9 protein-coding genes are annotated in these 14707 nt (G+C 61.6%); 3 read left to right on the top strand and 6 right to left on the bottom strand.

The features are described 5' to 3' along the window. Positions 1-24 precede the first annotated feature (24 nt). Positions 25-1470, bottom strand: coding sequence for a glyceraldehyde-3-phosphate dehydrogenase (locus O148_RS0106845; RefSeq protein WP_051619970.1), 1446 nt, complete (start codon positions 1468-1470; stop codon positions 25-27). A gap of 153 nt (positions 1471-1623) precedes the next feature. Here O148_RS0106845 and O148_RS17755 point away from each other — a divergent pair, with 153 nt between their 5' ends. Then, on the top strand, positions 1624-2457 hold the full coding sequence (locus O148_RS17755; protein ID WP_157374548.1) for a hypothetical protein: 834 nt from the start codon (positions 1624-1626) through the stop codon (positions 2455-2457). On the opposite strand, the gene O148_RS15315 is transcribed toward O148_RS17755, so the two are convergent. Both O148_RS15315 and nudC read right to left on the bottom strand, forming a co-directional pair. Continuing rightward, positions 2381-4555, bottom strand: coding sequence for an ATP-dependent DNA helicase UvrD2 (locus O148_RS15315; protein ID WP_051619946.1), 2175 nt, complete (start codon positions 4553-4555; stop codon positions 2381-2383). The two genes, O148_RS17755 and O148_RS15315, sit on opposite strands and share 77 nt — an antisense overlap. After that, positions 4552-5541, bottom strand: a complete 990-nt coding sequence (gene nudC, locus O148_RS0106835) for an NAD(+) diphosphatase (RefSeq protein WP_051619945.1) — start codon at positions 5539-5541, stop codon at positions 4552-4554. The genes O148_RS15315 and nudC overlap by 4 nt, the downstream gene beginning before the upstream one ends. Positions 5542-5674: 133 nt before the next feature. Between nudC and O148_RS15310 the strand changes: the two genes are divergently transcribed. Then, positions 5675-6814 carry a phosphotransferase gene (locus O148_RS15310; RefSeq protein WP_051619944.1) on the top strand — a complete coding sequence of 380 codons (1140 nt, stop codon included), beginning with the start codon at positions 5675-5677 and terminating at the stop codon, positions 6812-6814. Positions 6815-6870: 56 nt separating this feature from the next. Here the strand turns inward: O148_RS15310 and O148_RS0106825 are convergent, their stop codons facing one another. Genes O148_RS0106825 through O148_RS15300 form a run of 3 tightly spaced genes read right to left on the bottom strand, consistent with a single transcriptional unit; the run spans position 6871 to position 13891 of the window. Continuing rightward, positions 6871-10173 carry an ATP-dependent helicase gene (locus O148_RS0106825; protein ID WP_035745288.1) on the bottom strand — a complete coding sequence of 1101 codons (3303 nt, stop codon included), beginning with the start codon at positions 10171-10173 and terminating at the stop codon, positions 6871-6873. Beyond that, positions 10173-13472, bottom strand: a complete 3300-nt coding sequence (locus O148_RS15305; RefSeq protein ID WP_051619943.1) for an ATP-dependent DNA helicase — start codon at positions 13470-13472, stop codon at positions 10173-10175. Before O148_RS15305 ends, O148_RS0106825 begins: the two co-directional genes overlap by 1 nt. A 2-nt stretch (positions 13473-13474) precedes the next feature. Beyond that, the gene (locus O148_RS15300; protein WP_205618173.1) at positions 13475-13891 is read right to left on the bottom strand and encodes an MGMT family protein; all 417 of its coding nucleotides are present in this window, start codon (positions 13889-13891) and stop codon (positions 13475-13477) included. A 49-nt stretch (positions 13892-13940) separates the two neighbouring features. Between O148_RS15300 and O148_RS0106810 the strand changes: the two genes are divergently transcribed. Next, the gene (locus tag O148_RS0106810) at positions 13941-14627 is read left to right on the top strand and encodes a 3'-5' exonuclease (protein ID WP_026530316.1); all 687 of its coding nucleotides are present in this window, start codon (positions 13941-13943) and stop codon (positions 14625-14627) included. Positions 14628-14707: the final 80 nt, after the last annotated feature.

Genomic DNA, 14707 nt, shown 5'->3' with positions numbered 1-14707 from the left:
TCGGGTCTGGCGTCCTGCGATGGGTTACACCTTCTCCGGGAAAGCCGGGGCGTGCACCTTGGCCATGTCCTCAAGAATGCGCACCACTTGGCAGGAATAGCCGAATTCGTTGTCATACCAGACGTACAGCACCGCGTGGTTGCCATTCACAATGGTGGCAAGTCCATCCACAATTCCGGCGCGACGGGACCCCACGAAATCGGTGGACACCACTTCCGGGGAAGAGATGAAGTCAATCTGCTTGCGCAGCGGAGAGTTCAACGACATTTTGCGCAGGTACTTGTTGAGCTCCTCCTTGGTGGTCTCCTTCGCGAGAGTGAGGTTCAGGATCGCCATAGAGACGTCTGGGGTGGGTACCCGGATGGAGTTGCCGGTGAGTTTTCCGGCCATCTCAGGTAGCGCTTTCGCGACGGCTTGCGCCGCTCCGGTCTCGGTGAGCACCATGTTCAGGGCCGCCGAACGGCCGCGCCGGTCGCCCTTATGGAAGTTGTCAATCAGGTTTTGGTCATTGGTGTAGGAGTGCACGGTTTCCACGTGTCCATGCTCCACACCGTATTCATCATTGATGGCCTTGAGAACGGGGGTGATGGCGTTCGTGGTGCAGGACGCTGCCGTGATGATGCTGTCTTCATCGGTGATCATGTCATTGTTGATGCCGTACACCACGTTTTTGAGGTTGCCCTTGCCCGGCGCGGTCAACAGCACGCGTGAGACGCCCTTGGAGGAAAGATGCTGGCTGAGGCCGGCCTCGTCACGCCACCGTCCGGTGTTGTCCACGACCACAGCATCCTTGATGCCGTACTGGGTGTAGTCAATTGCGGCAGGGTCATTGGCATAAATGAACTGGATGAGAGTGCCATTGGCTTGAATGGTGTTGTTGTCTTTATCCACCACGATCGTGCCGTTGAATGCTCCGTGCACGGAGTCGCGGCGAAGCAGGCTGGCGCGCTTGACCAGGTCATCCTCGCCGCCCTTGCGCACCACCACGGCACGCAGGTTAGCGCCGGACCCTCCCCCGGCCTTTTCAATCAAGATCCGAGCGACAAGCCTGCCGATGCGCCCAAACCCGTAAAGCACCACGTCGGTTGCGGTGCGCTCATCGGCACCCTTCTTTCCGACAATCTCGGCAAGTTCGGCCCGCAGAAAGTCTTCGGGGCTGGCAAAGTCGGATTCCTTGAACTTGTAAATCAGTTGGGCAATATCCAGCGACGCAGCGCCCAAGTCCAGCGCGTCCAACGCCTTAACAAAGGTGAGCGTGTCCGCGATCGGCAGCTCAATTTCATCAATCTGACGGGCAAAACGGTGCAGTTTCAGAATGTCAATGGCCGATTTGTTGATCAGGCTCCGACCGTGAATGGAGGTCACCACATTGTTGTCCCGGTACAGGCTCCCGATCAGCGGGATAAGCGCCTCGGCTTGCGCTTCACGGGCGGTCCATTCTTGTCGCAATTCCTTGACAGGAGTCGGCACGGCGATCACATTCACTTTCTACGGGAGTCTTCATTGACTGACAGAAAAATCCTATGCGACAAGGGTGCCTGTGGATAACTTCTGCGACGCGAATCACACTGTGGCATGCTGGGCACACATCGCAAACATATGGGGGTAGGTGAGGTGATGACCGTGGATTCTTTAGACACCTTGTCTCGATTCGATTGGCAGCGATTGAGCGCGGAGCTGAGTCGAGGAATGGAAATCAGCGACCGTGACGAATTGAGCGTAAATGCCGGCTCTGACATTGAGTTTTCTTCGGCAGTGGACCGCGCGCTCAGCGAGCGGTTGAACAGGCGGCTTTCGGCAAGCGTCATGATTCACGCGCCATCCCGCTTTACCGTCGCTGTGGCTACCCAGCTGGTGGCCGGCGGCGTTCCGCAGATCCAGTTGAGCGCTGCCGAAATGGTTGCTGCTGAGGACCTTGGCGGCTACGTCCTCACTCGAGCGGACGTCGGTTTGCCTCTCCGAGTGGTGGCGCTAAGTCACGCCCGCGCGATAGATCCCAATGTGACGGTGTACTTTTGCGATGCCTCGTCCCCCGCCCCCTTGTCCGCCCAGAATTCACTGACCATCGTCTATGCCGACCGACCCGACTTTCTCGCGCGCATGCGTATGCTTGCGCCGGAGCCCGCCATGGTTTTGCCCGTCATCCGTTCTGGATCGCTGACACTCATCGGCCCCGTGGCCTCCGCCTTGACGCAACCGTGCGTCGAGTGCGTTTGCCTCGCCTTTGAGGAAGGGACGGAAGCGGCTCCTGGCCGGGAACTCCCCTTTGCCGCCGAAAACGTGGTGGCAAGTATTGCGGCAGAAAGCGCATTGCGCTGGCTCGACGAGGGGTCGGCTGAGGCTGCACCGGCCGCAACTGGCTGGGTATGCGACGCCGGTCTTATGAGCGTGGAGCGAACGCTGATACGTCCGAGCCTGGATTGCGGGTGTCATCTGCAATGCGTCCAAGAACGGTGAGCACTGCATCGCCGTAGAGCTCTAGTTTTCGCGAGCCGACCCCGGAGATAGTTCCCAATTCGGACAGCGAGCCGGGGGTCAGTTCTGCGATCGCGGTCAGCGTCGCATCCGTGAAGACCACAAACGCCGGCACGTCGGCTTCGCGGGCAGTGTCCAGGCGCCATTGCCGGAGTGCCTCGAATGTTTTTTCCGAGTACGACGGCGGGCAGTCACCGCAGCGGCCAATCTTGCGTTCCCGGCCGGTCGCCAGGGAGTTTCCGCACACCCGGCAGTGGCTAAAGGTGCGAGTGTTGGATTTGCGGGTTCGTGGCGGGGCGCTCTCGCGCGGGGTTTGGGTGGCGCTGGCGGGGCGCAGGCCGTCCAGGAACCGCGAGGGCTGACGGTTGCCGCGACCTCCAGCAGTCCTGGAGCGGGACCATGACAGGCTGAGGAAGCGTTTGGCTCGTGTGATTCCGACGTACAGCAGACGCCGTTCCTCATCCAGGTCGGCTTGAGTGCTCGCGAAACTGATCGGCATCAGTCCCTCGGAGAGACCGGCGAGAAAGACCGCTTCCCATTCCAACCCTTTGGCTGAGTGCAACGAGGCGAGAGTCACGCCGTCGGATTGCGGCGCGTGTTGCGTGGTCGCGCGCTCGAGCAATTCTGTGACAAATTCACGCATGGTCAGCGGTTCGGCGGCGTTATGGCGACGGGCGGCATCGAGTTCCTCGGCAAGCAGTATCAGCGCGGAGAGCGACTCCCAGCGTTCGCGAACCGCGCCGCTACCTTGCGGAGCCGCCGAGGTGTACCCCAGCGGCGCCAGCACGTCTTTCACCCGATCGACAATCGGTTCACCGTCGGGGGCCAGGCTCGCAGATTTCAGTGCGGCAATGGCCTCGCGGATTTCTCGGCGTGAGAAAAACCGTTCCGCACCGCGAAGCTGATAGGAAATATTGGCGGCCGCCAATGCCTGTTCGTAGGCTTCGGACTGACCGTTGGTGCGGTAGAGAATGGCAATATTTTGAGCGCGCACCCCTTGATCCAGGAGTGTGCGGATTGCCGCGGTGATTTTGGCCGCTTCGTCTTCATCGTCGGCGGCTTCAAAGAACGTGGGTTCTGGTCCGGCCTCACGTTGAGCCACCAATTCGAGCGGCGGTGTCCACTGTGTCTTGAGCGCGGCGGGGCCAAGCCGTCGTTCGGGTTTACGCCCGGCCAGGAGGGAGTTCGCGAGCGCAACCACTTGCGGAGTCGAACGGTAGTCCCGAATCAGTTTGACCAGCGTCGCCTCGGGAAACTGCGCGGCAAACCCGGTCAAATAGCTGGAACGAGCTCCGGTAAAGGAGTAAATGGTTTGGCTCGCGTCCCCCACGACGCACAGTTCCTGCCGTCCGCCCAGCCATAGCGAGAGCAATCGGTACTGGAGCGGGGAGACATCCTGAAACTCGTCAACCACAAAGTGCTTATACTGCTGGCGAACGGCGGCCGCAACGCGTTCATCTTCTTCCAACAATCCCACCGTGATGAGCAGGACGTCTTCGAAATCGATGGCGTTACGGTCTGATTTGAGGTCCTCGTATCCCTGGAAGATCCGGCCGATGGATCGTTGATCGAGGCCGGGAGGCATTGCCCGTCCGGTTGCCGCGCGCACATAGCTCTCCGGGGTCAGCATGGACACCTTTGCCCACTCCACTTCGGCGGCGATATCCCGAATGGTTGCCCGGTCAACGCTAAAGCGAAGTCTCCGGGCCGCCTCGGTGATCAGTCCAGCCTTGTGATCAAGAAGCACTGGCACCTGTCCCCCAATGGAATCGGCCCAAAAGTATTGCAACTGGCGCAGCGCCGCCGCGTGGAAGGTCCGAGCCTGAACGTTCGGGGCGCCGAGTGCGCGCAACCGGGTACGCATCTCCGCGGCCGCCCTGGCCGTGAACGTCACTGCCAGGACCGTGCTGGGGTTGTATGCGCCGCTGGCCACACCGTAGGCAATTCGGTGGGTGATGGCTCGCGTTTTCCCGGTACCTGCACCCGCCAGTACGCTCATTGGGCCAGAGAGTGTTTCTGCGACCTGACGCTGTTCCGGGTCGAGGGCGTCGAGGAGTTGTTCGGGTGATATTTCAGTCATGAAGCATTTTCGATAAGTAATTTTGCACCGTGCTTGCTCGCCTCCTCGAGGCTGGAGCCAAACCAGTGCTCAATGATAGCCCGTGAAATGGAAACCGGACCCGGGATGGTAATTGACCCCGTACGCACCTCCCGCTCGAGTTCCTCGCGGCTGAACCACCGGAGGGCGCTAATCTCCAGCCCGTCTGGGACAAGCTCTGTCGTCACGGCGCGAGCCGTGAAACCCAGCATGAGCGAGGCCGGGAACGGCCAGGGCTGCGAGGCCAAGTATTCGGGATCGGTGACCGTCACCCCGGACTCTTCGGCGACCTCGCGGATGACCGCAGACTCTAAGGATTCTCCGGGCTCCACAAACCCGGCGAGGACCGAGAAATGGTGGCGTTTCCAGGTGGCCGATGTGCCTAGCAGAATCCGATCGTCTTGATCGATGACACTGACGATGATGGCGGGATCGGTGCGCGGGTAGAGTTCCCTGCCCTCGGCCCGGCACACTCTGACCCACCCAGAATGCGTCAGATCGGCAGGCGCACCGCACACGGGGCAGAAACCATGGTTCGTCAACCAATGGAGTGCCGCCGTCGACTCCACGAGGAGCGCGGCGTCGGTCTCGGGCAGCGTGCGGGCCGCCTCACGCAAGGTGTGCCAGGTAATGTTTTCTGCCATCAATTCGGCGGGCAGGTTTTCTAGGTCCTCCCGCAGTGCAAGGACGTAGTGCGCGGCGGCATCCTCGGCTTTAGCCAAGTAGAGGGTGCGGGCATCGGCCTGGAGTTCGAGGGCCGCTATGGGGACTGTGACCAGGCGATCCTCGCGAAGCGGGGCGAGATTGCGATCAAGCACGAGTACGCGAGCGCTCCGGTCAGCTAGGACGGACTCATAGAAGCCGTCTTCATTGCGCGCTTCAGAGTTGCGGTTGAGCGGATTCCTGGCCAAGGGCAGGTCTTTGCTGGCGATGCGTTGTGGGTGTGGGGGGTGAGGCGTGAAAACCATAACTCCTACCGTACTGCTCTTCACCGACAGTGACATTGTGCTCTACTACAGCTCGCTTTGCTCGGCGCGGCTATTGGCGACTCACCTCGCGTTAAGAAGCCCAAATGGAGCCATCGGGCTATACCGTGGAGGGGTGAACCGCTTACCTCTTGAGTTGGCTGCGTTAGCGACCGCGGCCGTTCCCGGACTTTCGCCCAATCAGGTGGCGCCCTCTGCGGATGACGTCGAGGACTTTGACGCAGCGGTATTGCGCGACGAGCAGGATCGGCTCTGGCGGGTGCGCTCGCCAAAGCACCCCGAAGCCAGCCTGCGTCTTGAAACCGAATTTCAGGTTCTCTCTGCGCTGAGCGCCCAGGTTCGCGCAGCGCTGTCGTTTACCGTGCCAAGCGTCGCGGGGACCACCCGAAATTTTGGGCTCACCACCTTTGTGTATTCGCATTTCGATGGTGAGTTGGTGGACCTTGACGACCTCGCTTTCGAGGCGTCCAGCTACGGTCCCGGCATTGGCAAGGCAATCGCATCGCTACACAACGCGAACCTTGAGCTCGATCAGTTCGCGTCCATTCCACGCTATGACGCCGACGAATATCGCGGCCGAAAACTCAACGAACTCGATCAAATCGCGACGTCCTCAAAGGTGCCGCCGTTGCTCCTTAAGCGTTGGGAGAATGTGCTGGAAGACGTTGGGCTGTGGCGTTTCAACCCGACCGTTGTTCACGGTGACCTCCATGAAGAGAACCTGTACTTCAGTAATCGCGAGGTGAGGGCGGTGACCGGATGGAGCGAGCTGAAAGTAGCCGACCCCGCCGAAGATTTTGCCTGGCTCATCGCCGCGAGCGACCCAACGCTACGGGATGAAGTCCTCAAGGCCTACCGGGACGTGCGTCACGAGAAGGTGGATGAGCACATCGAAGCCCGCGCCGCTTTCCACGCCGAGTTCGCGCTGGCCCGATGGCTCGCCAAGGGTGTGGCAACGAAAAATGAGCACACCATTATCGAAGCTCAGGACATGATGGATTCGTTGGTTGCCGATATCGAAGAGCAACAGCGACTCAAAGACGAGGCCGAACAGTCGCGCCTGGCGGCAATTGCCGAACGCGAACGGGCGGATCGCGCCGACCGGGAAGCCGAGCCAGCGACGGCAGGCGCCTCCGTGAGCGAGGATCGGGCTGCGGCAGCCCCAGCCGAAACCGACTCAGAACCGGAAACCTCGGCGATCCCGACCGTCCCCTTAACCCCGCCGACGCAGCCCAAGGACACAAAAAACCCCTAACCTCGTCTATGTAGCGCGACACGCCGAGGAAACGCCGGTTTTCTCGGCGTGTCGCGCTACATAGATGAGCCGAGGATCTCTTCCAGCTCGGATTCCGTGTGAAGATCGGTGGGCCTCACGGTTTCCCCCGAGCCCACGTAATAGAACGCAATTGATACCTGTTGCGTATCGATCCCCTGAAGCCGCGCCCAGGCCAATCGATAGAGCGCCAGCTGAATGGACTTTGTCTTCAGGTCTTTGGCCGCCGGCGTTTGTCCGCTCTTCCAGTCCACCAATTCCCAGCTTCCATCCGAATTTTGGAACACCGCGTCGATACGACCGCGGATGACGCGGCCGTTGATCGCGGTCTCAATGGGGTATTCGACGAATGCGGGCTGGCGGTCGGCCCATTCGGATGCCTTAAACGTTTCTTGGAGCTTGACCGTCTGCTCGTCGGCTCCCAGATCGGCGTCGACCGATTTCACGAATTCGCCAAGCTCGAGGCCGCCATTGCTGGCAAAGTAGTTCTCCACCCAGGCGTGAAAGGCCGTCCCGGCCTTGGCCTCCCGTGACGGGCGCCGTGGAACTTTGCGACGTTGCTGCCGTATCCATTGCTCGGGGTCCTCGGCCATTTCGACAACATCTGAGGCCCGTAAATGCTCCGGAACACCGCCGACTTTCTGACGCCGCTGTAGTTCACGCAGCGCCAGGAGCTTTTCGGCCTCGCCAAGCAAAGCAGATTCCCCCGAAACGCTCCATTGTGGATCGGACAGACGCTCGAGCACGTCCTGCGCCATGGCTTCCATGGGTTCGCGCCGTCCGCGCAGGGGGTGAACGCCTTGTCCGGTGTCCAGCCGCAGCGGGCCTTCGAGCGGATCGTAGGGCCAACCGACCCGAATGGGATCGAGTTCGGCGCGATCGCCTTGTTCAATCTCGAGGGCTCGCTCCACACTTGTTCGAGCCTCGGATAGCTCGAGCGCCTCCATGGCATCGCGAAAGAAGGCTGAGGGTTCCAAGGGTTTGATCGCGGAGAGTTTGGTGCGCGCCCCGGAGAGCCAGAGATAATTGCGGGCACGGGTGTACGCCACATATGCCAGACGGCGCTCCTCGGCCCGCGAATACTCTTTGGCATCATCGGCCAATTGCTTTTCCGAAAGCACCAGGTTTTTCAGATCGGGCTGATCCGTATTCCAGCTGGGAAGGTCCGCGCGGTCCCCGCGCAATGGCCACGGCAGTGCCCCCTGATCATGGCTCCACCGTGCGGATTTAGCCGTGGGGAAACTGCCTTCTACGAGCCCTGGAACAAAAACCGCATCCCATTCCAGGCCCTTGGAGGCATGCACGGTCATGATCTGCACCGCGCTCGGATCGAGCTCCTCTTGGGCCATGGCAAGTCCTTGCTCTTGCTCCTTGACGTCTTCGAGCCACGCCAGAAGCGCGGCGAGATCCCCGCGATCGCTCCCCCTGACAAAGTTCGCCACTTCCTCATAAAAGGCGTCGAGGTGCAAGCGGGCGCGTGAGAGAGTGACACCGGGCTTTGCTGCCACCTCAATATCTAAAAGCATGGTTCGCTCGATGTCGGCGACCAGTTGCAGCAGGTTTTCATTCAGCCGGGTTCGCAGCCAGGACAATTCTTGATGTAGCTTCTGCAGGCGCTCCCGCGCGGCCCCGGTGAGAGAACGCCCCCGCTGCGAGACCCACCCCTCTGGTGGTAGCTGTGAAATGGCATCCACGATGCTGTGTTCGTGTCTGAGCGAGTCCATGGCGTCATCGCCGCGAACTTCGGACCGCTGGGAGAGCTCGCGCGCCCAATCGGAGAGCGCCATCAGATCGGCGGGGCCAATCCGCCAGCGTGCCCCGGTCATCAGGCGCATGAGGGCGTCCGAGCGGCTAGGGTCTACGAGCAGATGCATCGTCGCCATGAGGTCAACAATTTCCGGCTGCGCAATAAGCCCTCCAAGGCCCACTATTTCGTAGCTGATTCCGCGCTCTTGTAACGCCGGGGCGATGGCGGCGAACTGTGAACGCTGTCGACACAGAATCGCCATGGTTGAGACGGTGTCCGGTAACTCGCCCACGGTAGCGCCGTCCGCCGACGCATTGGGGTTCTTGAGCGCAAGTATCTGGTCGGCTAGTGCGGCGGCCTCTTCCTCCTGGGTGGGATAGAAGTGCGCAAAGACCACGCCCTCTGGCGCGCCCGGACGCGGTTGGAGTTCTGGCAATGCTTCAGCGGACGGCGTGCTACCGCTTCCACCCAACCGCAATGGCGCCGAAACAGCGTTTGCGGCATTCAAAATGGCGATACTATTGCGCCACGCGGTACTCAAGAAGTATGTGGGGGCAACTGCTTTCCCTTCCGTTGTCAGCACCGGAAAGGCATGGGCAAAGGAAAAGAGCTGTCCCGCGCTGGCGCCGCGGAAACCGTAAATCGATTGATTCGGGTCACCCACGGCCATCACGGCCCGGGGCGTGCGGGAGTTGCCCTCAGGCACAGCCGCATCGGAGAACAGGCTCGAGAAGAGGCTCAATTGAGCATGCGAGGTGTCCTGGAACTCATCGAGCAAGACCACCGAAAAGCGTTCCCGTTCTTGATCCCGCACCGCAGGAACCGTGGTGGCGAGTTCGGCCGCGTAGCGCACCAAGTCGCCGTAATCGAGTACACCCATTTCGGCTTTGCGTGCTGCAAAAGCGGCGGCTAATTGAGACACGGTAATGCGTATGTGCAAGCGTTCGAGCAACCCTTTGGAAGCGAGCGTGGGCGCTTTCGCTTTGCCCTCCTCTTGAGGCAGCGCCGACAGCCGACCGAACTCGCCCGCGAGATACTCTTCGGCGTCGCTGGGATCCACCAGGTGTTCGGCGCACTCGGAGGAAAACGCGAGTACCGCGGCAATGAGACTGGAGCGGGCAAGATTCAGGTGCTGCCAATCTCCTTGGTATTCGTCAACAAGCCGGGACACCACCTGATAGCTTTGCGCCGCGCCCAGCATGGTGGCATCCGGTTCGATGCCTAAACGGATGCCATAGTCGCTGACAATGCGGTTGGCATAGGAGTGGTAGGTCGATATTTCTGGATCCAATGGAGTCTGATGATCTTCTACCTGCAACAGACCCTTGTCCCGCAAGGCGCTTATATGGGCACCGATTCGCGCCTGAAGTTCGCCCGCGGCCTTTCGGGTGAAGGTGACACCCAAAATGTTTTCCGGACGGGCAAGACCGTTGGCCAGAAGCCACACCACGCGGTCGGCCATCGTCGCAGTCTTACCGGAGCCGGCGCCAGCCACCACCAGGGCGGGTTGCATCGGCGAGGAAATCACCGCCGACTGCTGCGCGGTGGGCCGGTGCTGCCCGAGAATGTCGGCAAGCTCTTCGGGGCTGTACATTATTCAGTCACCTGCAATCCTTCACACAGAGGGCACACCCATGGGACCGTGCAACGCGCCCCGAACTGGCCGCCGCTTCCGGCCTCGTGGTGGGCGGCAAAGCTGTTTCCCGACATTGCATCGACAGCCTCATGCAGCAATTCGAGCGCCCAGGTTTCCGCGCCCAGTGGGCCCTGGGTTTGCACCGCGAGAGACGCCTCGCTTGTACCGAGCTGAACAAGCGCCGCTCCCCCGGATTCGTTTCCTGACCCGTCTCCAAAAGCGGACTCTTCTACGGCAACCTGGTAGGCGGCCAGTTGCGGCAATTCCCGCACATCCTCGGCGGTAGGTTTCGTTCGCCCGGTCTTGAAGTCAATGACAACGAGCCGGCCCTGCTCGTCCCGTTCCAGCCGGTCCACAATGCCGCTCAAGATCGCGTACCGGTCCGTGCCCGAGACGTCGGCGCGAAACTGTACCTCGGTTCCGACCAGTTCGCGGCCGCTCGCCGGCAGATCCTCATTGATATATCGGCCCAGCTTGTCCACCATGCGCTCTGCGCGTTCCCGGTCTTTGGCAGCCAACCAGTTGTTCGGCATGTTCAGACGGGGCCAGAGCTCTTCAAGTTTTGCCGAGAGTTCGGGTGGCGTGCCGGCCGGCAGTAGTTCGGCAATTTCGTGGACGAGCGTACCCAGCGAGCGGGCAAAGTCGGTGGCGACTTCCCCGCCCGCTGCGGACAGGAACCAGTTCAATGGGGAATCGATCGCGGTTTGAATCCGCGACGGTGAAACCGATACCGCTTGCCCATCGGCGATGATGTCGGCATCGCTCGACAACGGCAGCAGCCCCCACCAAGAGTTCGGGTGCGCACCCTCGACTCCCTGTTCCGGTTGCCCCAAAAACGTCAGAGTCTCTACCGCGTCCCGAATGCCGGCGTTTCCGTCCGCCCCCGCGTCCGGCCACTCCGCGTACCCGGCTTCCGCCTTCTGACGCAGCGCCGCAACGAGGCTCCGCAAATTCTTTGTCCGCGGCACAACCACCCGTTCACGCGGCGTATCCGTCTGCCCTTGAGGATCAACCAGGTCGACAAACGGAGAAACCGCGGCATCATCCCCGTCAACCGCGCTTACGTAGACGTGCGTACGTGCTCTCGATAGTGCAACGGCAAAGGTTTTTAGCTCGTCATAGACCACGTCTTTTACTTGGGTCGAGTAATCGGTTTGCATGACCCCGGTTCGCACCAGGTCCGCCAAATCCGCACTCCGGAGAACTTGCCCGCGAATTCGAGTGTTCGGCCACACCCCCGCTTGCACCCCGGAAATAAAAACTCGTTCCCAGGATCGTCCCGCGCTTGCGGCGACCGTCATGACTTCGACGGAGTCCTCGGCCGCGTCGGGACCCGCGAGCGAATCCATCGGCACTTCTTGACCCAAAACGTATTCCACAAACTGTCGGGCGTTCGCGGCGGCAAGCTGCTCATTGAACCGTTCTGCCGCGGCAAACAGTATGATCATGGCATCCAGGTTCTCGTTGGCGCTGCTCGCCGCGGCAGAGCGCGCCGCCCGAGAATTCGCCACGGCGTCATTCCCGGCCCCCAGCGCCTCACTGTGCCCACCGGCACTGTGCCCACCGTCGCCGTGCCCGTCCTCCCCGAGTGCAAGCCGCTGCCAGGTTGCGGCGACCCCGGCCGCTTCCCACACCTTCCACAGCGTCAATTCAATATCGTCTACCCCCCGCGCATACGCCCCACGCGCCGCAGCGATCATCGCCGCAATTCGCCGTGCTCCCACCCCATCGGCGCCAGCATCATTCGGGATATCGATGTCGCCCAACAGCGCACGCGCCAACACGCCTGGCTCCGGGGACACTTCCCGCCCGGACTTGGCAGCCGCCCGCGTCAACTGATGCCGCAAACGCCGCAAGCGCACCGCATCCGATTCACCAAACGGTGTACCTAACAACTCGACGGCGATCTCTTCGGTCAAGACCGCGGCATCCCGGGCAATCTTCAAGACCGTCAGCACCGCCCACGCCGCCCGGTTACTGGCCAGCACCTCCGAACTGCTCGCACGTTGCACCGGCACGCCCTGCTGCGCCAGGGACCGCACCAGCGGCTCTACCATCCCAGAGTTTCGCACAATCACGGCCATCGATGAGAACGGCACACCCTCGTCCAGGTGAGCATCCATGATCCGAGACCCGATGAGCCGGTGCTCATGGTGCACACTGGCCGCCACGTCCGCCCGGACGCCCTGCTGCTCCGTGGCGGTACCGGAGGTGTCCAGCACGCGAGAGTTCCGACCCCCGCCGCGCACGCCGATCCGTTCGACAACGCGTGACCATCCCTGCGCCACCTCCGCAGACATCCGGTGCGACGTCTCCAGCACCACATCCTGCACGCTCCCCGCGGCCCGCCAACGCTCAATCACGTCAATCGCCGCTTCGGCGCTCGCCCCGCGAAATCCCTGCACCGTGGAATCCGGCGCAATCGCGACCACGACCGCGGGCGCCGCTTGATCGCCGGACCCGCGCAACTCGTCCAACAGTTCCAATTGCGCGCCCGTGGCGTCCTGCAGATCATCCACCACCACAAGACGCAGTCGTTCTCGCTCGGCGGCGAGGAACTCGGGGTTATTGCGCAAGACGAGAATTGCCGCCCGCATGACTTGAGCCGGGTCAAACGCTTCGGGCATGCGCAAATCCAGGGTATCCAGGTATTCGCCAAACAGCTGCGCCGCACCAACCCACTCGGGAATACCGTGTTCCCGCCCCAATTCGGCAAGATCCGCGGCGTCCAACCCCGCCTCGTTTAAGCGATCAAAAAGCTCGCGGACCTCTTGCCGGAAGGCACGTGTGCGCACCGCCAATTCCAGCCCTTCCGGCCATTCCGGTCCATCCACCTCCCCCTTCGCGTGGCCGGCCAGAAGCTCGGCAATGATGACATCCTGCTCGGCTCCGGAGAGCAGTTTCGGGGCACGTTGCCCCGTCTCGATCAGGCCGGCGGCGACCGCTCGCTGAATGAGATCAAAAGCGTAAGAACTCCAGGTCCGCGCCGGATTCACGCTCATGGTTCGCCCCAGCCGCGCCGAAATCCGCTCCCGCGCCCGCCCCGCACTCACCCGGCTTGGCGTCAGAAACAGTACCGAGTCCGGGTCAATGTTCTGATGTTCGACGGCGTTGCCCACCTTTTCGAGCAAGGCCGCGCTCTTGCCCGTCCCCGGCGCCCCCCACAGCACTTTCGTGCCGCCGGGTTCGCTACGAATAAACGCGTCTTGCTCCCCGTCCCAGTCCACGACCCGCGTGACCCCTCTCTCCACATTCATGACTACAGCACACCACCCGGCTCTGACAGTGAGCGCGCACCCTGCCAATAATCGGGCGCGGACGCCCCCACGTGTAACGGTTCGGCCAGCCGATCGATTGCCTCGAGCTCTATCTCAGTGGGCACCCAACGCGCCCTTTTCATATCAACTCGCGCCGCCACGCCGTCGTACATCTTTAAAGGGGTGTTTTCGCGCTCATACTCCGGCAGGGCCCGCTCAAAAAGGTGGCCCGGCAGGCTCCCATCCGCCCGCACAATCCCCCACCACGGCACCGTGATTCCGCCAACGGCCATGATTCGCCCGATCTGGCGAGGGCCGGCGTACTCGATGAGTTCGGCGACGTCCTTGTAGCTGAGGGCGGTACCCTCGGGCACCATGGACACTACCTGGAGCACAATTTCGGTGAGCTTTTCCCGCACCAATCCAGCTTATGCGCTCAATGTCAGAGGTAGGCGCTAGCGTGGTCACATGAGCAAATGGACGGAAGAGGCGCGGGCGGCTTTTGACCTGGAAACAACGGGTCGGGATCCGCACAGCGCGCGTGTGGTGACCGCGTCAATTGTGCACTATGGCGCGGATAATTCGCTCGTGGAGGAGCGGACGTGGCTGCTGAACCCGGGTGTGCCGATCCCCGCGGGGGCGAGCGCAATTCATGGGATCAGCACCGAAGAAGCGCAGCGCGAGGGCGTAGACCCGCAGGTTGCGCTACCGGAAATCCTGGGGGCGCTGCGCGATTTGTTTGCGGCGGGGACCCCGGTGATGGCGTTCAACGCGCCGTATGATTTCACGCTGATCAATGCGGAGGCCAGGCGGCACGGATTCGGCGAGGTGTCGCCGCGGCCGGTGTTGGACCCGTTGGTGATGGACAAGCGCGTCGATCGTTTTCGGCGCGGCAACCGCACCCTGGTCGCGATGACCGAACACTACGGTGTGCGTCTGGATGATGCGCACTCCTCGGCGGCGGACTCGATCGCCACACTCGAGGTGGCGCTCAAAATTGCGCAGGCGTTTGCGGAGGTGGATATCGAGGCCGAGGCGTTGCATGATGCGCAGATTATATGGGCTCGCGAGCAGGCCGCGAGCTTCCAAGAGTATCTCAGGCGCAGTAAACCGGGGGTGGTTATCGACGGAAGTTGGCCGGTATCCGGCAAGTGAGCGAATTAATGACGACGGCGATGCCTCCTCACGCAATAATCGTTACTTATTGCGCGTGATTGTGAAATTGGATCAGAATA

This window comes from Haematomicrobium sanguinis DSM 21259 (genome assembly GCF_000688395.1).
Lineage (GTDB): Bacteria > Actinomycetota > Actinomycetes > Actinomycetales > Micrococcaceae > Haematomicrobium > Haematomicrobium sanguinis.
This window is presented reverse-complemented; position numbering and strand designations above follow the sequence as displayed.